Here is a 17,924-nt window from a genome sequence, read left to right on the forward strand (position 1 = left end):
ATTTCAAACCATGTATCTGTGCTTTGGCACCACATGTTGAAGTAGCAGGCTTTCTCCTCATATCTGCGCTTGGCGTTGCCGCCAGGGCCAGATAGAAAAGATCTATGTCGATCAATGCAGAACAGATCAAGGTTCCTGAAGGCCTTCCCATTTTAGAAGCTGGCTGGGTGTGGCTCGCAGGTGCTGGCCCCGGTGATCCCGGGTTGCTGACACTGCATGCTCTGAACGGTCTTCGTCAGGCGGATGTGGTTGTTTATGACGCTCTGGTTGACCAGAGTATTCTGTCTTGGGCGAAAGCTGATGCGATTACCGACTATGCTGGGAAGCGCGGCGGCAAACCGAGCCCGAAGCAGCGTGATATCACCTTGAAATTGATCGAATATGCCAAGGCAGGCAAGAAGGTGTTGCGGCTGAAAGGTGGAGATCCATTTGTCTTCGGCCGCGGTGGTGAAGAGGCGCTCGGCCTTGTCGGCGCGGGCGTTCCGTTCCGAGTCATACCCGGTATCACCGCAGGCATAGGTGGTCTGGCCTACGCCGGCATTCCGGCAACCCACCGGGATACCAATCAAGCGGTTACCTTCCTCACCGGACATGATCAGACCGGGCTTACGCCAGACGCTGTCAATTGGGATGGAATCGCGAAAGGCTCTCCGGTGATCGTTATGTATATGGCGATGAAGCACCTGGAGGCGATAGCCGGCAAATTGATTGCCGGTGGAAGGTCTGTGGACGAACCTGTGGGTATTGTGTGCAACGCTTCCTTAGCCGGACAAGAGGTGTTGGAGACGACACTCGGCAATTGCGCCGTTGATGCCGCAACTGCCGGCATCGCCCCGCCTGCTATCGTCTGTGTTGGCGAGGTGGTGCGTCTGCGCTCCGGGCTTGACTGGATGGGCGCCCTATCCGGCCGTCTACTGAATTCTGATCCACTCGGCCTTAATGCAGCTCGCTCGACTGACGTTGGATGACGAGTTCAGTGTCCAAAGGCGTCTTGATTGCCGCACCTCAGTCTGGCGCTGGAAAGACTACAGTGACGCTTGCGCTTCTCAGAGCGCTTCGGAACCGGGGAATAGCAGTTGCCTCGGCCAAATCCGGACCGGATTACATCGATCCGAAGTTTCATGAAGCAGCGAGTGGGTCTCCCTGTATCAATCTCGATGCCTGGGCCATGCCTGTCGACCAGATCCGAACGCTTGCACTTGATCAAGCCAATGGTGCCGAGCTCCTTGTGGTCGAGGGGGCCATGGGTCTCTTCGACGGGGCTGCCAATGGCCGAGGCTCTGCGGCGGACCTCGCTGCCGCGCTCAAAATACCAGTGGTGATGGTGATTGACTGCGCCAAGCAGGCGCAGTCCGTCGCAGCTTTGGTTTCCGGCTTTCAGCACTTTCGCAGGGATCTTTCTATCGCGGGATTGATCCTGAACCGGGTCGGTAGTTCAAGGCATGAGGCTATGTTGAGGCGCGCTCTCGAGCCACTTGCTGTTCCGATTTTCGGAGCGTTGGCCCGAGATGATCGGCTTGCTCTGCCAGAACGGCATCTCGGGTTGGTACAGGCAGGAGAGCATGATGAGCTCGAACTGTTTCTGGACGGAGCTGCCAACCTTTGTGCAAATCAGATCGATCTTGATGGCTTGCAGCAGGCTACAGGTTCGATCGTTCATTGTGCGACAACAGGCCGTGGCAAACTGCCGCCACTTGGCCAGCGCATAGCGATCGCGCGAGATGTGGCTTTTTCATTTGCCTATCCGCATTTGCTGGATGGATGGAAAAAAGCTGGTGCCGAACTCAGTTTCTTTTCGCCGCTGGTTGATGAAGGCCCGCCAAATGACGCTGATGCGATTTTTCTACCCGGGGGCTATCCCGAATTGCACGCCGGCAAGCTCGCAGTTGCCGCCGGCTTCAAGACTGGCCTACGTTTGGCAGCGGCTCGCGGAAAACTGGTCTACGGCGAATGTGGTGGCTACATGGCGCTGGGCGAGGCGCTGATTGATGCGAACGGAATTTCGTACGAAATGTCAGGCCTCCTACCTCTAGAAACGAGTTTTGCTCAGCGCAAGCGTCATCTGGGTTACAGGGCGGTCGAGTCCAAATGCGATATTCCTTGGAGTGGCGTCCTTTCAGCTCACGAGTTCCACTATGCGACTGTAATCCGTGAAGGCGCTGCAGACAGGCTGTTCGCTGCGCAGGATGCAGAAGGAACCATTCTGGAGGACATGGGCCTGCGCAACGGGAGCGTCATGGGCTCCTTTGCCCATGTGATCTGTGCTAGATGAGCCTCTATTCTGCGAAATTCGAAATCTTCAGATCTTTTCGTAGTTCTTGTTCTAAATTTTCCTGCGCAATATGCCGCGCGTTAGCATCATCGTTAGTTTCAATCATTTCCTGGATGGCGCGACGCACCGTAGGGGGGGACACGAGCTCGCACCTCATTTGCCAATATGCGAACTCTTTTGCCGCTGCGTCTGAGCCTTCAATCGCTGCCTTATGATAAGCTTCTAAGAGGCCGATGTAGGCAGCCTTTCTTTCATCGAAACTACGTTGATCAATTTTGAACTTTTTCGATATCCAAGACTGGACGAGAGCGGTGACGATGGACCCGAAACCGAAAGCAGTCAGTAGGGATATAAATATCGTAAAGTCCATCGTAGCCTCTCCATCAACAATAACCGAAGACCTACCCCTTTGCCTTTTTCTTCGGCCGCAGAACGTGCACATGATCGGCATCATACAAGGCACTGTCTCGAAAGTCGTCAGCCGGCTTTAAGGCGTGTCCAACAAAGATCAAGGCGGTCCTTGTGATTTTGGATTTTCGAACCTTGTCTGCGATGTCCGACAATGTTCCGTGAATGAAGTCCTGATCAGGCCAGCCGACACGGTAGGCGACGATGACTGGGCAATCGGCGCCATAAAGCGGCGTCAGCTGCCTCTCGATCTCACGAAGATTGCGGATCGAAAGGTGGATGGCCAACGTGGCTCCACTCTTGCCAAGGGTTTCGAGGTCCTCGTTGTTCGGCATGGCCGAGCTTTGCATGGTCGTTCGGGTGACGATGACCGTCTGAGCGACCTCAGGAATTGTAAGTTCGGTCTTCAGCGCAGCTGCCGCAGCGGCAAAGGCAGGGACGCCGGGTGTGACTTCGTAGTTGATCCCGAGGGCATCGAGCCGTCGCATCTGTTCTGCGGTCGCGCCGTAGATCGACGGATCGCCGGAATGGACTCGAGCGACATCAAATCCCTTGTCGTGCGCGTCCTTGATTTCGGCGATGATCTCGTCGAGATGCATTGGTGCGGTATCAATCACGCGCGCGTCTCCTGGCGCAGCAGCGACGATTTGTTCCGGAACAAGAGAACCTGCATAGAGACAGACGGGGCAAGACTGGATCAGTTTCAGTCCACGAACGGTGATCAAGTCCGGGTCGCCTGGGCCGGCGCCAATGAAATGAACGGTCATGCAATCTCTCCTGCCGCTTCGCTGGGCGCATCGATCCGCTTGGCGTATCCGCGCGGCGTGTAGACAAATGGTTTGCCGTCACCACGGACAACAGCGCGGCTGTTGGATGAACCGACGAGCACTGTGGTCAACATGTCAACTTCGTCCACGGTCAGTGCTTCCAAGGTTGTGACTCGGACTGTTTCTTCTGGTCGCCCGAGATTGAAGCCCAAAACAACCGGCGTATCTGCGGGGCGGTGCTTCAGCAAAATTTCCCGCGCTGCCGCCAGCTGCGTGCGCCGCCGCTTGGAAACGGGATTGTAGAAAGCGATCACGAAATCGCCTTCTGCCGCCGCTTGCAGGCGCTTTTCGATCGATTCCCACGGTGTGAGCAAATCGGAAAGCGAGATTGCGCAGAAGTCGTGCCCGAGCGGCGCGCCGATGCGCGCGGAGGCAGCCTGAAGCGCAGAAATGCCAGGAGCGTTGATGATGGAAACCCGTCGTGCGGCATCTGATACGCCGCCGTTTTCTACATCCCGGTCTAGAAGTTCATAGACGAGGGCGCCCATGGCATAAATGCCGGAGTCGCCGGAACACACCAGGGCGACGTTGTGTCCTTCGCCGGCGCGCTCAAGTGCAAAACGAACCCGGTCCTGCTCTGCGCCGAGCGGGAAGTTGTGATGGGTTTTGCCGGTGATGTGAGAGGCCACGATTTCAAGGTAGAGCGAATAGCCGACTACATCTTCAGCTTCTGCCAGAAGCCGAGTCGCTTCGGGCGTACGCCAGTCATCTGCTCCCGGGCCGATGCCAATGACCGACAAATGGCCGCGTCGGCGACCTATGCCTGCTGGGTCCACCGGGGAGGATGCACGGGCGATTGCAACGGTGGCATTTTCGGTCTTTTGTTTTTCGACTACGAGAACGCCTTCCGGCCCGACGCTGGCAAGCGCGGAGCCTTCGCTGACGCCATGACATCCGACCTCTTTGAAAACAACATCTGAGGGGTTTTTCAGCCTGGGCGTTTCGACCTCGAGCCGTTCCGCAGGAAAGACCCGGAACGGCACATCAAGGGATGCGGCAAGCGCGTTCATTGCCGGCTCATCTGCCTTGAGATCCAGACTGGTCACACAGGCGACGCTGCCTTTAGCGATACCAGCGGTATCAAGTGTCTCTGTAACCAGCTCCATCAATTCCGCCGGCTCGCAACCGCGCGCGCATCCCACACCGATCACGTGGGTTTTGGGGTGGAAGACAAGGCGGGTCGGCGAACCGGTATCTCGAGCTTCTGTAGCGACAAGGGTGATCGGTGCAGAAGCAGACTGTTTGAGATCCGCGGCCTCAAGCCATTGAGCGGTTCCTTCGATACGAACGGAAGCGCCGGAGAGCAGCTCCGCCATCACAGGCTTGGCGTCTTCGGGATTGCCTAATGTCCATCCTGATGGAGGCGCATCGAGGGCCACCCCGAGGGCGGTGTCCCCGGCGGTCGTGACCGCGGCATGACCAGAAAGGGCGACAGCAAGCTGCCGGGCAAGGTCATTCGCTCCTCTATGGCCACCAAGCAGAGGAACAACACTCGTCCCGTCTTCGGAAATGGCGATAACCGGAGGTTCGTTTCGCTTATCCGACAAAAGAGGTGCCAGAGCCCTGATCAGAATCCCGCTGGCGCAGACACCGATGATGGGATGCCCGGCACTGAACAGCATTTTGATGTGATCGACTGTTTCACTGAACAGCGTATCGGCCGCACGAATCCGGCCGGCCAATCCGTGGATTGCTGCACCTGGAAGGCTGGCTTCTATTCGCTGTGCGGTCTCGAGGCCGACGGAGTTCAGGACGAGAACGATGGGGGAAGCGTCCACGCTTCGTCTCCCTTGTAGATGAGGATCATGGAGAAATAAGGGGCAGTTTCGCTGTCGAGATCTACCAGCCGGGAGGCCTTTTGTTCCGGCAGGCTGGCGCGTTCGACATACCCGGCCTGCTCAAGAAGGCCAAGCTCCTCAAGCAGCGCCTTGAGCCGGGGCAGGTGACGTCCGACTTTCATGATCGCGATTGCCTGGGCGTCTGCGATACGGCGCCGGATGTCTTCGTCAGAGAGAGGGCCAGGTATCACGGTCAAGACATCTGTACGGCTTGTCAGGGGACGCTGCAGTTGGGCAGCGCAAGCTGTCAGTGACGTGACACCCGGCACTACTTCACACGCAAAGCGACCTGATAGCCGTTCGAACAGATACATGAATGAGCCGTAGAAGAACGGATCTCCCTCGCAGAGAACCACGACGTCCGTGCCACCCTCAAGCACTTGAGCAATCTCAAGCGCTGCCTTGTCGTAGATCTGCTGCGCCGGGAAGCGGTCAACCCGCATTGGCACCACGATTGGGATCTCGCGCACATTCTGCGGAATGAACTCCGCAGCGATGGATCGTGCAAAGCTCGGCCCGGTGTCAGGCGCAGGATAAGCGATGACTTGCGCCGCCGTGATCAGTCGATGGGCCTTCAGGGTCATCAATTCGGGATCACCCGGACCAAGACCGATGCCATAAAGAGTTCCGCTCATATTGATGTCTGGCTCCCTTTCACCAACGCCCATTGGGTTACGGGCATCAACGGTCGCCAACCGGTCAGGTCACCAACAGGGCTTGCTCGCTGGATTGAAATACGGCTGAGTTCTCCGCCGAAGTGTTGTCGTGCGCGCAGCAAAATGGCTTCGCCTTCTAGCGTCACGGCATTTGCCACCAGCCGCCCTCCAGGTTGGAGCGCGTTGTGGCAGTTCTCGATGATACCGTCTGCCGTGAGGCCTCCTCCGATGAAGATGGCGTCCGGTCGAGGAAGGTCATCAAGCGCTTCCGGAGCAGAAGCGTCTCTTATGTCCAGTCCAGTGACACCGAGTGCGAGAGCATTTCCCAGTGCCATCGCCCGCCGCTCCGCATGAGGCTCGAGTCCTATTGCCTTTGCGTTTCGTGCAGCGCGCATCCATTCAATTCCGATCGAGCCACAACCGGCGCCGATGTCCCACAGGAGCGCACCAGGATGTGGCATCAAGGCCGCGAGAGTGGTCGCCCTCACCTCGCGTTTGGTCATCTTGCCATCGTGGCGAAAAGCGTCATCTGGAAGTCCGGGGACGCGCGGCAGGAAACGTGTTCCCTGATCTGCTGTCACGTTCAGGGCGAGTGTATGGAAGTCGGCGACATCTGCTTGCCAATTTTCGGCGGTCGCGGAAACAATTCGCTCGTCCCTGCCGCCCAGATGTTCAAGAACGGTCATCCGTGTCTGACCGAAACCAGCGTCAGCCAGAATGTCGGCGACGCGTTGTGGAGTTTCTGCGTTGCTTGTCAGGGCTAGGATGCGTGCGCCAGGATAGAGAAAACAGTGCAGGTTTTCGACAGGCCTTCCGTGTAGTGAAATGCAGTCGACGTCTTGCACTGGCCAATGCATTCGAGACGCGGCCAGTTGGAACGCGGACGGGACCGGGAAGATTTGCATGTCTTCAGGGGCAAACTGGCGCACCAGGGTCGAGCCAATGCCGTACCATTGCGGATCACCAGTTGCCAGAATCGCGACAGGTGTGGCCACAAGGGATTTGAGCTCGTCGTAGACCTTTGAAAAAGGACTCGGCCAGGTTCTTTTCTCGCCTTCAAAAACGCCCGCAAGTGCAAAGTGACGCTCGCCGCCATAGACAACCGCCGCATTCGCCAGCAGCTCTCTCGCCGCTTCTGACACGCTGCCATCTTCTCCAATTCCGATCAGGGAAAGCCAAGGCGCGCTCATTGTTCGTCCAACGAATAGGGGCGACGCGGCTTCGGTGCGTCCAGTTCGCGCGGTGAGGCGTCATTCGCTTCTTGGTGGCGCAGCGTTCCGCGCGAGCGCTTTGGCTTTACTCCCTGCTGAGAGGCGGAGCTGCCATGAGATAAAAACCCGCGAGATCGCAAGGATTTATCGCCGCCGGTTGATAGACGTCCTGGTTTTTTGGGTGCCTCAACCATGAACGTTTTCCTCTGGCAGACCTGCAGCGAGCGCATTCACCGCTGCTGCCGCCATTGCGGATCCGCCGCGCCGACCTCTGATTGCCAGATAAGGCAAGGAAAACGGATTGTCAGCAAGCGCGTCCTTGGATTCGGCAGCACCCACGAACCCGACAGGAAAGCCGAGGATGATTGCCGGCCTCGGCCCTCCTCCGGCAATCGTTTCAAGCAGGTGGAAGAGGGCCGTCGGAGCATTGCCGATTGCAACGACAGCACCTTCGAGCCTATCTCGCCAAAGTTCTATCGCAGCGGCGGATCGTGTGGTCGCCAAGTCGCCTGCAAGAGCCGGGACGCGTGTGTCATTCAACGTGCAAAGGACCTCATTGCCAGCTTTCAGCCTGGACCTGATGATGCCATGCGCAACCATCTCAACATCTGTCAGGATCGGCGCACCCTTCGACAGTGCTGCTTGTCCCACCTCGACGGCATCTGAAGAAAACATCAGATCATCAACAATATCCGTCATGCCACAAGCATGGATCAAACGTATTGCGACGGGTTCCATCTGCTTTGGTAGGCGGTCAAGGGCCGCCTCCGAACGCACCGTTGCAAAGGATTGCCGGTAGATCGCCGAAGGGTCGTGCTCATAGCAATACTGAAGGCCAGTGGTCGAAAGTTCGCTCACCCCTTTTTGTCCATGGACTTGGGACCGAGGGGGTGGTCAGCGTGTGGATAGGGGTGATGGTGGTGGTCGTGTTCATGATCGTGCGAATGCGTATGACCATGCGAGTGCTCATGGTCGTGATGGGCATGGTCATGATGGTGGTGACCGGCAGCGCGCACTTTTTCTTCGCAGGCGCCGGTGCAGAGTTCGTCGCACAGCCTGCACTCAGCTTTGGCGCCGAGGCCTTCAACATGATGATGATGACTTTCCTGAGCCAGACCCACCTCAGCTTCAAAGCCCAGCACCTGTTCCCGGTACTTGCACATCTGACAGTTCATCAGATTGGCGCCTTGCAGGATTTCCTGCACACGGTCGGCCATCGTATCGATCACTTGCGGATGATCATTCAGGTAGCCGGCTTTCAGGAACTCGATGTCCGGGTGGTTTGCCGCAACTTCGTCTGTGTTCGAATAAATTCGCTGCACCAAAACGCCGGTAAAAAGGAAATAGGGAAACACGACGATGCGCTTGTATCCAAGCTTGGCTGAATGTTCGAGGCCGGGCGCGACAAGTGGAAAGGTGACACCTGAATAGCAGGTTTCGGCCCAGCCGAATCCCATTCCTTCCCAAAGCAGCCGGGTTATCTTGGCGACGTTGGAGTTGGCATCCGGGTCCGAGGCTCCGCGTCCCACGACCATCAAAAGTGTCTCGTGCATAGGCACGTCACCAGAAGCAGCGTCAAGAGCTTCTTCGATCCGGGCTCCAGCAGCCTGGATCATTCGCACATCGACTGCCAGCTCCCTGCCATAGGTGATCTTCATATCAGGATGTTGGGCCTGATAGGTGTTCAAAACAGAGGGGATATCATTCTTTGCGTGGCCCGCTGCAAACAGCATTCCCGGCACAGCCAGCACATGTGTGCAACCTGCTTCGCGAAGTTTGTTGAGCCCGTCGTGAATGACCGGGTTGGCAAATTCAAGATAGCCATACTCAACTGGCCAGTTTGGGAAGCGTTGCTTCAGCCCTTCTGCGAGCTGCGCAAATTGCTTGACTGCGCCCTTGTTGCGGCTGCCGTGGCCGCAAATCATCAGACCAAGTTTTTCGGTCATCGTGCGGCCTCTGTTTCGCCGTCAACGTCCTGTGGCGGTGCCTGGTCGGCTCTTTCATCCGACCTCCTTCTGCCTTTGAGGGCCGCGACGCCAGCGACGAGTGCGGCTCCAGCGAGCGCAGCGACGCCAACCCAATGGGAGTGGCCCGCAAGTTCGCCCAGATGTCCGACATGCGCCAACGCCAGAGTAGGCGCACCAGAAATGATTGCGGCCAAGGCAAGGGTGGCCGGCCAGCGTATCGAAGTGATCGTCATGAAAGGCGTCTCCCTCTTTCATTGTCGCACAGGGGTGTATCACCAATGTGCGTTTTACTCATCGCGCCGAGAAGGGAGAGAAAGCGGCGCAATATACCGACACCCGGCGTCCATTTGGATGTCGGGAGAGCATTCTGCGTCGACAGCTCTGGACTGGGTCCCCGAAATGGGTCGACCGTCACCAGAATCGCTTTCAGTCCTTAAATGGACGCCGTCTAGTCGCGACAAGCTAGTGGACGCGCTCCTGGGGATCAACCTCCAATCCGAGAGGAAAAAGTCTGAGGCCGTGGTTCTCGTGACGGCGGCCCAATGCCTGCGGCGTCGTTTGATATTGCAGTCTTGAGGCTCTTCGGCTAACCGATGTTCAACTGGGGAACACTGTTAATGCGGTCGGGTTTGCGAGAAGCGCTGAGGGAGTTGAGGTCAGCCGTCAAGGTTTTGGCGCTGCTGCCGCTTCTGCTTGGCTTGCTGATTCCTTCCGGCTTCATGCCCGAAGTTACAAGCGACGGGCAGTTCACGGTCGTCATTTGTACATCCGATGGACTCCAATCCGTCGTTCTTGGCGAGAACGGTGCCTTCGTTCCTGACGAAGACGGTGACGATACGGAGCAAGTCTCTGGCCTGTGTCCGTTTTCTGCCCTCGGCCAAAATCATGTGGCCGTCGAACGCTTCTCTGTTCAAAGTTCTCCCGCCGCGGAACGCATCATTTGGCCAGCTGGTCAAAGGGCCGTCTGCCATCCCGCGGCGGTTCCTTGCGTTGGCGCCAGAGCCCCGCCGCTTTCCATCTGACACTCCATTCAAAACCTGAAAATTGATGTCAATCCAGCATGTGGCGGCATGGCCACGCGTGCGGGGAGAGGAAAGCAATATGTCCACTTCGAACCCGAAAGATGTCGGAGCCGAGCGAGCCGCGACGTCGACGGCTATAAAATCCCCATTCTATCTGGCGGCCTGGCGCTGGCATTTTTATGCCGGTCTGTTCGTCATTCCCTTTCTGACGATCCTGGCCATCACCGGTCTGGCGATGATGTACATCGGCTACGTTGATGGTCGGGATGGCGGCTATCTCAAGATCCCGGTTCAACAGAACGCAATTGTGCTCAGTGTTTCGGAGCAGGCTGATAATGCGATTGCTGCCATTCCCGGCAGCAAATTGGTCGAATGGCTCAAGGCTAGGGGGCCTGAAAACCCATCGGTCTTCCGCGTCAAGGCCGAGGATGGTGCACAGAGTATGGTTGCGGTTAATCCATACACGGGCGAAGTGGTCGAGACGTGGCCACGGCGCAGTGGCTGGTACGACTTTGCAGACGGCATCCACAGTGATCTCATGATGGGAACCACTGGTGATCGCTTTCTTGAAATCGCCGCCGGCTTGAGCATCGTGATGATCATTACGGGCCTCTATCTCTGGTGGCCGCGTGAGGCTTCCTTCCTGCAGGCCTTTGTTCCGAACTTGAAGGCCTCGGGCCGCGCGCTTTGGCAGAGCCTGCACACGGTTATTGGGGTCTATGTCTCGGTTTTTCTCCTGCTCTTCCTGATCACCGGCATGTCCTGGACAGGTATCTGGGGCAGTAAGATCATGCAGGCCTGGAGCACGTTTCCCGCCGAGAAATGGGACAACGTGCCGCTCTCGGACGATACCCATGCATCGATGAACCACGCACCACGCACAGATGTGCCTTGGGCGCTGGAGCAGACGCCTATGCCGGCATCCGGTTCAGACGCGGGCACCGCGAGTATCGTGAGCGGTGCACCGGTAACTGTCGACAGCATTGCGGCGCTCGCACACAAACTGGGTTTCAACGCGCGTTATCGGGTCTCCTATCCTAATGGAGAGAATGGCGTCTGGACGATCAACCAGGACACGATGAGCGCGGATGCCGAGGATCCCTTTTCCGATAGAACGGTCCATATTGATCGTTACACAGGCAATGTGCTCGCAAACGTCGCCTTTGCCGATTACTCGCTGGCGGGAAAAGCAATGGCAGTCGGAACACCGTTCCATATGGGCCTCATGGGGCTTTGGAACCTTGTCCTGAACACATTCGTCTGCCTGTCCGTGATCTTTCTGTCGGTCAGCGGTGTGGTCATGTGGTGGATGCGTCGACCGGCGAAGAGCGCTGCTCGTCTCTTCGCACCACGTGTGCCTGAAAATCGCCCGCATTGGCGCGGAGCCATGCTGGTCATGCTGATTGTGTCACTCGCGTTTCCGCTGGCAGGGCTGGCTCTGATCGTGGCGCTTGCGCTCGATATTCTCGTTCTGTCCCGCATCCCGGCGCTACGCAGCGCCTTCGCCTGATAAAACTGGGCGCTTTATGCGAGCGCCCAGTCACCGGCGTCTTCACGTGCGCCGATAAGTGCAAGGCCGGTGGCAATGGATGAGAGTTCTTCGCCGCCGGCCAGTTTCGAGGCTCCAAATCTTGCTTGAAACATGGACCTAAGCGCAGGAACGAAGGACGTCCCGCCTGTCAGGAAAACCTGATCGACGTCTGCGTCGGCGATACCGGCTGCGGCCAGTGTCTGGTCCAGGGCCTTGTCCATGCGACCGAGGTCCTCGGCAATCCAGCTGTCAAATTCTGATCGTGTTACGGTAACTTCGAAGTCCCTGCCCAGAGGTTCGAATCGCAATTCCACACTATCTTGGCTGGAGAGCTTCGCCTTGGCGTCAGAAACGGCCTTGTAGAGCGGATAACCCTGATCTTCGTCTACCAGATCAATGAAAAGCTCAATCTTGTCCGGCTCGACGCACCAGCGCAGCAGCTTCTTCATCTCCTTGTAATCGTCCGAAGCCTTGAAGACGGAGAGCAGGTGCCACCGGGCAAAATTGGAAAACAGGTTTGGCGGCACTTCGAGGACCTTGCCCATGCTCTTGTAGTGGCTGCCTTTGCCCAGCTCCGGCAGGATGACATTGTCGATGATCCGATAATCGAATGTGTCGCCGGCGACGCCGACACCGCCTCTTCCAAGAGGTGTCGCTTTCAAAACACCGCCTTTGCGCGAAAATCTCATCAAGGAGTAATCGCTCGTGCCGCCGCCAAAGTCAGCGACAAGAACAAGTGCATCCTGCTCCAGGCGCTGGGCAAAAGAAAATGCTGCGGCAACCGGTTCGTAGACAAACAGGATGTCGTCAAAACCAAACGACGCAAGTGCCTTTCGGTAGCGTGCCATGGCGAGCTCTTCGTCGGGCGCATTGCCCGCAAAGATCACGGGGCGGCCGACCACGAGGCGGGCGCCATTCGCGTTCATCGGTGCGCTCAAATGTGTGAACGCGCCATGCACGAAGGTTCTCATGAGGCTTTCGAAGTCATATGGGCTGCCGAAGACGCCGGTGCCTTTGAACTGCTTGCTCGCGACGAATGTCTTCAGCGACTGGATGAAGCGGACATCGCCCATATGCTCAAGAAATTGCTGAATGGCCCAGGGGCCGACCGCTGCAAGGGGTAAACCACCGGGACTTCTGTCCAGAAAGCTCAGAAGTGTCGCAATGCCGGACTGGATCTCTTTGTCTGTTCCGAAGGTCAATTGCGTGGCCGCTGCGCCACTGTTACAGGCAGCAAGCACAGTATTGGACGTTCCAAAGTCGAGACCATAGGCTTTGGGCATGGGAATACCTTGAGGCTTTAACTGCAGCGGGGCACATTCAACCGCGCAGAATTTCGGACACTGGGAAGGGCGGGCTTCTTAACCGCCAGGCAGGCCCAAGGCAATCCCGGGAAAGAGGAATGTGGATTTTTTATCTGGATTGCCGATTGTCACAAGCCTGAACTACTGTGGTCCTGAGGAAAGAACCGAGGAGTTTCGATGTGACCAGCCATCTGGTTTTTACTGTGATTGCACAGGACCGTCCCGGCCTTGTCGACCGCTTGGCAGAAGCAATCGCGGACTCCGGCGGAAATTGGGTCGAAAGTTCAATGGCGCGGCTTGGCGGTGAATTCGCCGGGATCGTCAGCGTTGATGTCGACCCGGATTCGCTGGGCGGCCTGCACCAGAGATTTGATGCGCTGCTCACTGATGGCATAGCGATTACACTGCGTTCCGATGTTGCGCGCGCAGAAGCGCCGAGTGGATGCGCCGCTCACCTCGATCTGGTGTCACAGGATCACCCGGGAATTCTCAGGCAGATCACCAAGGTTCTCAACGAACACAGCGTGAGCATCGAGCATTTGGAGACAGCAGTCGTGCAAGGTTCCATGTCAGGTGAAAAGCTGTTCAAGGCGTCTGCTGACTTGAGACTTCCCGATGGCCTTGAGCCTGGTGAATTGGGTGAGGCACTTCAGGAAACGGCAGCCGATATGATGGCAGATATCAACTTGATTGATTGAAACTGGATTGACGAAACGGCCAAGTCTCGAAGCAAAAATAGTGCGCTGCAGATTCTGTCAGGGCTTCAAGAGCCACGACTTCCCGCAAATGTTTATAAGTCCCAACCGGTGTTTTTCTGGCTGAAAGGCTGGTGTTAGCGTTTTGCCCTGCCACGCGATTGGCGCGGAAATCAGGGACACTGATACCTCATGGCTAACACTAGATGCGCCCATACGCCTTCTGCAGGCTCTATCAACGAGCTCTTGCAGGGATGGGGACGCGATATTGCAGCTGCACGCCAGGAAATGGGCCTGAGCCAGTCGACCTGCGCGGCCTGCCTCTTCCTTCGTGAGGAGACCGTTCGGGCGGTCGAGAGCGGAGATCAGGACGTCGGCCTGGGAGCGTTCACGGCAGTCTTGTGGGCGCTGGGCCTGCTCGAGCACCTGGAAGGGCCACTTCCACCGATAGAGGTTGCTGGCCAACGCGCCTGTTTGCCCGTGAAGATCTTCGACTGGCAAGTGAGCCGTCTGCCGGTTCCCTTTGAAACGGCAGACGGCCTTGCATCTGATTTTGAGCCGGCGTGGCCTCATGAGCTTTGGGCTCTTGGGGAGTGCGCATCTGGAATGATCGAAGCGGCTTGCAAAAGACATGCCCCTGCCGATCAAGAAACCGGTACAGAAGGCTCAACTCAAGTTTCAACCTCGCCTTATGAAACGGCGGGGTACAGTGCTGCGGATAAACGATCTTTCCAACCTGAATGGCTCCAACGTCGCCAGGAACGTGCGGGCAGCGAAGATGACGCATCGCCCGACCGAAACTTGGACGCGGTCAACATTGGAACCGGGGGGTGGGCCGCAGCGGAGCCCCTGCGCGGTCGCATGATGCAGGCGACACTTCAACTTCTGCGCAAAGGTCACCTGGCGCTTTCAAGGTAGGGAAAGGCAGTCCGGTGTGGTTTCCGGCAAAAGCCTCCTCCTTGAGCGAGATTTTAGAGCGTCATCACAACTCGACCGTCAATGCCACCAATGCGCATCTTGTCGAAAATCGCGTTGATATTGTCGAGCGAGTCCTCGGTGTAGTGGGAGGCCACCTTGCCCTCTGCGGCAAATTGCAGTGACTCCATAAGGTCATTTCGTGTTCCCACGATGGAGCCACGAATGGTTTTTCGCATCAAAACAGTGTCGAAGATCGGCAGCGGAAAGTCGCCTGGCGGCAGGCCGACCAAGCTCATGGTGCCGCCACGGCCCAGCATGCCGACACCTTGAGAGAAGGAGGTGTTGGAGACGGCAGTAACCAGAACGCCCTCTGCGCCGCCGCCGCTCTGAAGTTCCTTGACCGGGTCAGTGTTGGCGGCATTGATCACTGCGTCGGCGCCGAGCTTTTTTGCAAGAGCGAGTTTGCTATCCGAGATGTCGACAGCCACCACGTGCCGTCCCATCGCTTTTGCGTATTGCACAGCAAGATGGCCAAGGCCGCCAACGCCAACAATGACAATCGTATCGCCCGGTTTTGTATCGGTCTCTTTCAAGCCTTTGTAGACCGTAACGCCAGCGCAAAGGATCGGCGCTGCCGGCGCGAAGGCAAGACCGTCAGGCAGATGTCCAACGTACTCCGGATCGGCCAGAACATATTCGGCGAAACCGCCGTTCACACTGTAGCCGGTGTTTTGCTGGTCAGGGCAAAGCGTCTCCCAGCCTCCGACACAGTGACGGCAATGACCACAGGCCGTGTGAAGCCAGGGTACGCCAACGCGATCGCCTTCCTTCACAGTGGTAACGCCCGCGCCAACCTCGCAGACGTAGCCGACGCCCTCATGTCCGGGGATGAAAGGTGGAGCCGGCTTGACCGGCCAGTCGCCTTCGACTGCGTGAAGGTCTGTGTGACAAACGCCGCAGGCTTCTATCTTTACCAAAATTTTGCCGGGTTTAGCTTCGGGCCGTTTGACGGAAGAGATATCAAGTGGCGCCCCAAAGGCACGTACCACAGCCGCTTTCATTTCATTGGACATGGAATTTCCCGCGAATTTGCAATGCAAGCGCGGGAATAGTCTCGTCTGCTGTCGTTGTTGACAATACGCAGGAGACCCTACGGGTTTTTCCGTAGTCGACCAGATTCTTGCCACACTGTCGGAGAGAGCGAGCGAAGCCCGAAACGAGAACTTTTGGTCTCCGGGTCGCCAGTCGGCGAAACGAAAATAAAATGGCGGACAGAGAGGGATTCGAACCCTCGATACGGTTGCCCGTATACACGCGTTCCAGGCGTGCGCCTTCAGCCACTCGGCCACCTGTCCATTCGCAGCGGTAAGGCCCGCCTGCAAGTCGCGCAATATACTGACGAAAAACGGAAGCGCAAGCAGCAAAGGCAGTTTTTTCCGAACGTCCCGCTGCCTGTGGATTGTCTGTGTTGCGCATCACAGAACAGCATCACGAAAGAGTGCATACATTGAAAATTGCATCGCGGCAGAAAGCTGAGATAGGATGCTTTTGAATTAATTTCTTTATGCGCTCAAGTCTGAGCTTTCGATGGAACCGATATTGCGGTTCGATGGTTTTCGAGACGGGAAATATAATAATTAAAAGCTCTAATGGGCTTGATGGGAGAGAAGTGGACTTTGTGTAATGTTTATAGTCTTGCGTTTCTTGCTGAGGGTTATCGGTTCGTTTCTGTTGGCGGCTGCTCTCGTGGCGATGATCTCGGATGGCAGCCGTACGATCGGCCAATCGGAGCTGGTTTTACTATCATCGTTTGATTTTTGGATGAGTCTTTCAGCCGACAGCCTTGCTGAGATACGTGCAGGCCTTGAGACAAGCGGTGCTCCGTTTCTCTGGGATCCGGTCCTTGAAACGTTTCTGAGCTGGCCGGTTTGGGTTGGCTGCTCGATCTTGGGTGTCATCTGCCTGTGGATCGGGCGCACGAGATCGCGTGATACCACTGCGATTGCGTTCTAGGGATCAGGCCCTTTGTGCACATGGCCTGTTTCAGCCGACACTGGTCGACGGTGGGCGGGGGGGCTGCCGTCGCAGATAGGCAAGAGATTCAATTGTCTGTTTTAGTTCGCCCTCCATTTCAGAGTTCAATGCGGCTTCAATCGTGAGCCTGCATTGATCGCCATATTGGTCTTGCTAACCGCGACGGGAATGCCATCTTTAGAACTAAAGTCGCGATGCGCTGAACTACCATTGGTTCGCGGCAAAAGGAGCCCCTATGTCTTTCATGACGATGCTGACGAAAAAATTTACATTGCCAAATGCGGTTGAGGCACTGCCGGGGCGTGATGAGCCGATCGTTCCGGAAAACGCGCATTTCGTCTCGGGAAGATCTCTGACCGGGCCATTCCCGGAGGGGCACAAGACGGTTGTCCTCGGGATGGGCTGTTTCTGGGGCGCAGAGCGTCTGTTTTGGGAGACGCATGGCGTTTGGGTGAGTGCGGTCGGATATGCAGGTGGTCATACGCCCAATCCGACCTACAACGAGACCTGCACGGGCCGAACAGGCCACACGGAGGTTGTTCTCGTAGTCTATGACCCCGGAAAGGTCACACTCAATGCCCTGCTTAAGCTGTTTTGGGAAAATCACGATCCGACACAGGGCATGCGGCAGGGCAATGACACAGGAACACAGTATCGATCGGCGATTTATGTCTCGGCAGCCGACGATCTTGGTGTGGCCGAAAACTCGCGCGCTTCCTTTCAGCAGGCTCTGAAGGATGCGGGACGTCCTGCTGCTATCACTACGGAAGTTTCGATGCTTGATGCGTTCTACTATGCTGAAGACTATCACCAGCAGTATTTGGCGAAGAACCCCTCGGGTTACTGCGCACTGAGGGGGACAGGCGTTTCCTGCGTTGGCTAATTGGCTTCCTTCGTGCGCAATCAGTAATTGTGACTATGATAAATATTGCAATTGTTTGAAATTGATAGATTTCTCCTTGGTTGATAACACTTGACTTAGGTTGCTTGCGGCGGTGCGGCCGCCGCCTCCTTTGGGTGTGTCAGGCTAAATACAATTAGGAATTGAATCGCTAACGGGTCGATTTTTCACATCTGAGTTCAAAAGCCAAAGATAACGTTAGAGTCTGACTCGAAATTCCCTTGAACATTTTCAATGAGTTGCGACACGTCTGGTGATCATCTGGACGGAGGCCATGAAGATCCAGGCAGTGGCGCTTTCGAGAGTATTCTCGAAGTCCTTGGCGAGGCGCCGGTTACGA

General features: G+C 56.7%; 18 protein-coding genes, 1 tRNA gene and 1 pseudogene. 8 read left to right on the forward strand and 12 right to left on the reverse strand.

All coding sequences use genetic code 11. The features are described from left to right. The first annotated feature begins 104 nt into the window (after positions 1-104). Positions 105-968, forward strand: coding sequence for a uroporphyrinogen-III C-methyltransferase (gene cobA / locus ABJZ52_RS06730; protein WP_348189373.1), 864 nt, complete (start codon positions 105-107; stop codon positions 966-968). Continuing rightward, positions 965-2,272: a cobyrinate a,c-diamide synthase gene (locus tag ABJZ52_RS06735; protein WP_348189371.1), complete on the forward strand. Its 1,308-nt coding sequence runs from the start codon at positions 965-967 to the stop codon at positions 2,270-2,272. The genes cobA and ABJZ52_RS06735 overlap by 4 nt, the downstream gene beginning before the upstream one ends. Positions 2,273-2,276: 4 nt before the next feature. Here ABJZ52_RS06735 and ABJZ52_RS06740 read toward each other — a convergent pair whose 3' ends face one another. The 8 genes from ABJZ52_RS06740 to ABJZ52_RS06775 all read right to left on the reverse strand — a co-directional run bounded on the left by ABJZ52_RS06740 (position 2,277) and on the right by ABJZ52_RS06775 (position 9,412). Then, positions 2,277-2,642: a hypothetical protein gene (locus ABJZ52_RS06740; RefSeq protein WP_348187981.1), complete on the reverse strand. Its 366-nt coding sequence runs from the start codon at positions 2,640-2,642 to the stop codon at positions 2,277-2,279. Between the two features lie 31 nt (positions 2,643-2,673). Then, complete coding sequence (gene cobM / locus ABJZ52_RS06745) at positions 2,674-3,447, reverse strand: precorrin-4 C(11)-methyltransferase (RefSeq protein ID WP_348187979.1); 774 nt, start codon at positions 3,445-3,447, stop codon at positions 2,674-2,676. Then, entirely contained in the window at positions 3,444-5,285 is a 1,842-nt protein-coding gene (gene cobJ, locus ABJZ52_RS06750) for a precorrin-3B C(17)-methyltransferase (RefSeq protein ID WP_348189369.1), read from the reverse strand. The genes cobM and cobJ overlap by 4 nt, the downstream gene beginning before the upstream one ends. After that, on the reverse strand, positions 5,255-5,980 hold the full coding sequence (cobI, locus tag ABJZ52_RS06755) for a precorrin-2 C(20)-methyltransferase (RefSeq protein ID WP_348199895.1): 726 nt from the start codon (positions 5,978-5,980) through the stop codon (positions 5,255-5,257). The genes cobJ and cobI overlap by 31 nt, the downstream gene beginning before the upstream one ends. After that, positions 5,977-7,191 (reverse strand): precorrin-6y C5,15-methyltransferase (decarboxylating) subunit CbiE, encoded by a 1,215-nt coding sequence (cbiE, locus tag ABJZ52_RS06760; protein ID WP_348185047.1) that lies wholly within the window; start codon positions 7,189-7,191, stop codon positions 5,977-5,979. The genes cobI and cbiE overlap by 4 nt, the downstream gene beginning before the upstream one ends. A gap of 207 nt (positions 7,192-7,398) precedes the next feature. Next, positions 7,399-8,070, reverse strand: coding sequence for a precorrin-8X methylmutase (locus ABJZ52_RS06765; protein ID WP_348185045.1), 672 nt, complete (start codon positions 8,068-8,070; stop codon positions 7,399-7,401). Continuing rightward, positions 8,067-9,158, reverse strand: a complete 1,092-nt coding sequence (locus tag ABJZ52_RS06770; RefSeq protein WP_348185043.1) for a sirohydrochlorin chelatase — start codon at positions 9,156-9,158, stop codon at positions 8,067-8,069. The genes ABJZ52_RS06765 and ABJZ52_RS06770 overlap by 4 nt, the downstream gene beginning before the upstream one ends. Next, positions 9,155-9,412, reverse strand: coding sequence for a DUF6732 family protein (locus tag ABJZ52_RS06775; RefSeq protein WP_348185041.1), 258 nt, complete (start codon positions 9,410-9,412; stop codon positions 9,155-9,157). The genes ABJZ52_RS06770 and ABJZ52_RS06775 overlap by 4 nt, the downstream gene beginning before the upstream one ends. A gap of 384 nt (positions 9,413-9,796) precedes the next feature. Here ABJZ52_RS06775 and ABJZ52_RS06780 point away from each other — a divergent pair, with 384 nt between their 5' ends. Further along, positions 9,797-10,201, forward strand: a complete 405-nt coding sequence (locus ABJZ52_RS06780; RefSeq protein ID WP_348185039.1) for a hypothetical protein — start codon at positions 9,797-9,799, stop codon at positions 10,199-10,201. Positions 10,202-10,280: 79 nt separating this feature from the next. Beyond that, a complete protein-coding gene (locus ABJZ52_RS06785) occupies positions 10,281-11,711 on the forward strand; it encodes a PepSY domain-containing protein (RefSeq protein ID WP_348185037.1) in 1,431 nt (476 codons plus the stop codon). Between the two features lie 14 nt (positions 11,712-11,725). Here the strand turns inward: ABJZ52_RS06785 and ABJZ52_RS06790 are convergent, their stop codons facing one another. Beyond that, entirely contained in the window at positions 11,726-13,015 is a 1,290-nt protein-coding gene (locus tag ABJZ52_RS06790; protein ID WP_348185035.1) for an Hsp70 family protein, read from the reverse strand. Between the two features lie 200 nt (positions 13,016-13,215). Here ABJZ52_RS06790 and ABJZ52_RS06795 point away from each other — a divergent pair, with 200 nt between their 5' ends. Further along, positions 13,216-13,734, forward strand: coding sequence for an ACT domain-containing protein (locus tag ABJZ52_RS06795; protein WP_348185033.1), 519 nt, complete (start codon positions 13,216-13,218; stop codon positions 13,732-13,734). Between the two features lie 189 nt (positions 13,735-13,923). Next, positions 13,924-14,649, forward strand: coding sequence for a hypothetical protein (locus ABJZ52_RS06800; protein WP_348185031.1), 726 nt, complete (start codon positions 13,924-13,926; stop codon positions 14,647-14,649). 53 nt (positions 14,650-14,702) lie between these two features. Here the strand turns inward: ABJZ52_RS06800 and adhP are convergent, their stop codons facing one another. Continuing rightward, positions 14,703-15,722, reverse strand: a complete 1,020-nt coding sequence (gene adhP / locus ABJZ52_RS06805) for an alcohol dehydrogenase AdhP (RefSeq protein WP_348185029.1) — start codon at positions 15,720-15,722, stop codon at positions 14,703-14,705. Positions 15,723-15,914: 192 nt separating this feature from the next. Then, positions 15,915-16,004 (reverse strand) — tRNA-Ser (locus ABJZ52_RS06810). 328 nt (positions 16,005-16,332) lie between these two features. On the opposite strand from ABJZ52_RS06810, the gene ABJZ52_RS06815 reads away from it, so the two are divergent. Further along, on the forward strand, positions 16,333-16,662 hold the full coding sequence (locus ABJZ52_RS06815) for a hypothetical protein (RefSeq protein WP_348185027.1): 330 nt from the start codon (positions 16,333-16,335) through the stop codon (positions 16,660-16,662). Positions 16,663-16,918: 256 nt separating this feature from the next. Beyond that, positions 16,919-17,566 (forward strand): peptide-methionine (S)-S-oxide reductase MsrA, encoded by a 648-nt coding sequence (gene msrA / locus ABJZ52_RS06820; protein ID WP_348185025.1) that lies wholly within the window; start codon positions 16,919-16,921, stop codon positions 17,564-17,566. Between the two features lie 249 nt (positions 17,567-17,815). On the opposite strand, the pseudogene ABJZ52_RS06825 reads toward msrA, so the two are convergent. Then, positions 17,816-17,924: pseudogene (locus tag ABJZ52_RS06825) on the reverse strand (IS5/IS1182 family transposase); the annotation flags it as partial.

This window comes from Roseibium sp., from assembly GCF_039982295.1.
Classification (GTDB): domain Bacteria; phylum Pseudomonadota; class Alphaproteobacteria; order Rhizobiales; family Stappiaceae; genus Roseibium.

Bases quoted from the DNA above. Each gene is read 5' to 3' on its own strand.
- cobA (WP_348189373.1), top strand. From the start codon at position 105: ATGTCGATCAATGCAGAACAGATCAAGGTTCCTGAAGGCCTTCCCATT.
- ABJZ52_RS06735 (WP_348189371.1), top strand. From the start codon at position 965: ATGACGAGTTCAGTGTCCAAAGGCGTCTTGATTGCCGCACCTCAGTCT.
- ABJZ52_RS06740 (WP_348187981.1), bottom strand. From the start codon at position 2,642: ATGGACTTTACGATATTTATATCCCTACTGACTGCTTTCGGTTTCGGG.
- cobM (WP_348187979.1), bottom strand. From the start codon at position 3,447: ATGACCGTTCATTTCATTGGCGCCGGCCCAGGCGACCCGGACTTGATC.
- cobI (WP_348199895.1), bottom strand. From the start codon at position 5,980: ATGAGCGGAACTCTTTATGGCATCGGTCTTGGTCCGGGTGATCCCGAA.
- cbiE (WP_348185047.1), bottom strand. From the start codon at position 7,191: ATGAGCGCGCCTTGGCTTTCCCTGATCGGAATTGGAGAAGATGGCAGC.
- ABJZ52_RS06770 (WP_348185043.1), bottom strand. From the start codon at position 9,158: ATGACCGAAAAACTTGGTCTGATGATTTGCGGCCACGGCAGCCGCAAC.
- ABJZ52_RS06775 (WP_348185041.1), bottom strand. From the start codon at position 9,412: ATGACGATCACTTCGATACGCTGGCCGGCCACCCTTGCCTTGGCCGCA.
- ABJZ52_RS06780 (WP_348185039.1), top strand. From the start codon at position 9,797: ATGCGGTCGGGTTTGCGAGAAGCGCTGAGGGAGTTGAGGTCAGCCGTC.
- ABJZ52_RS06785 (WP_348185037.1), top strand. From the start codon at position 10,281: ATGTCCACTTCGAACCCGAAAGATGTCGGAGCCGAGCGAGCCGCGACG.
- ABJZ52_RS06790 (WP_348185035.1), bottom strand. From the start codon at position 13,015: ATGCCCAAAGCCTATGGTCTCGACTTTGGAACGTCCAATACTGTGCTT.
- ABJZ52_RS06800 (WP_348185031.1), top strand. From the start codon at position 13,924: ATGGCTAACACTAGATGCGCCCATACGCCTTCTGCAGGCTCTATCAAC.
- adhP (WP_348185029.1), bottom strand. From the start codon at position 15,722: ATGTCCAATGAAATGAAAGCGGCTGTGGTACGTGCCTTTGGGGCGCCA.
- ABJZ52_RS06815 (WP_348185027.1), top strand. From the start codon at position 16,333: ATGTTTATAGTCTTGCGTTTCTTGCTGAGGGTTATCGGTTCGTTTCTG.
- msrA (WP_348185025.1), top strand. From the start codon at position 16,919: ATGTCTTTCATGACGATGCTGACGAAAAAATTTACATTGCCAAATGCG.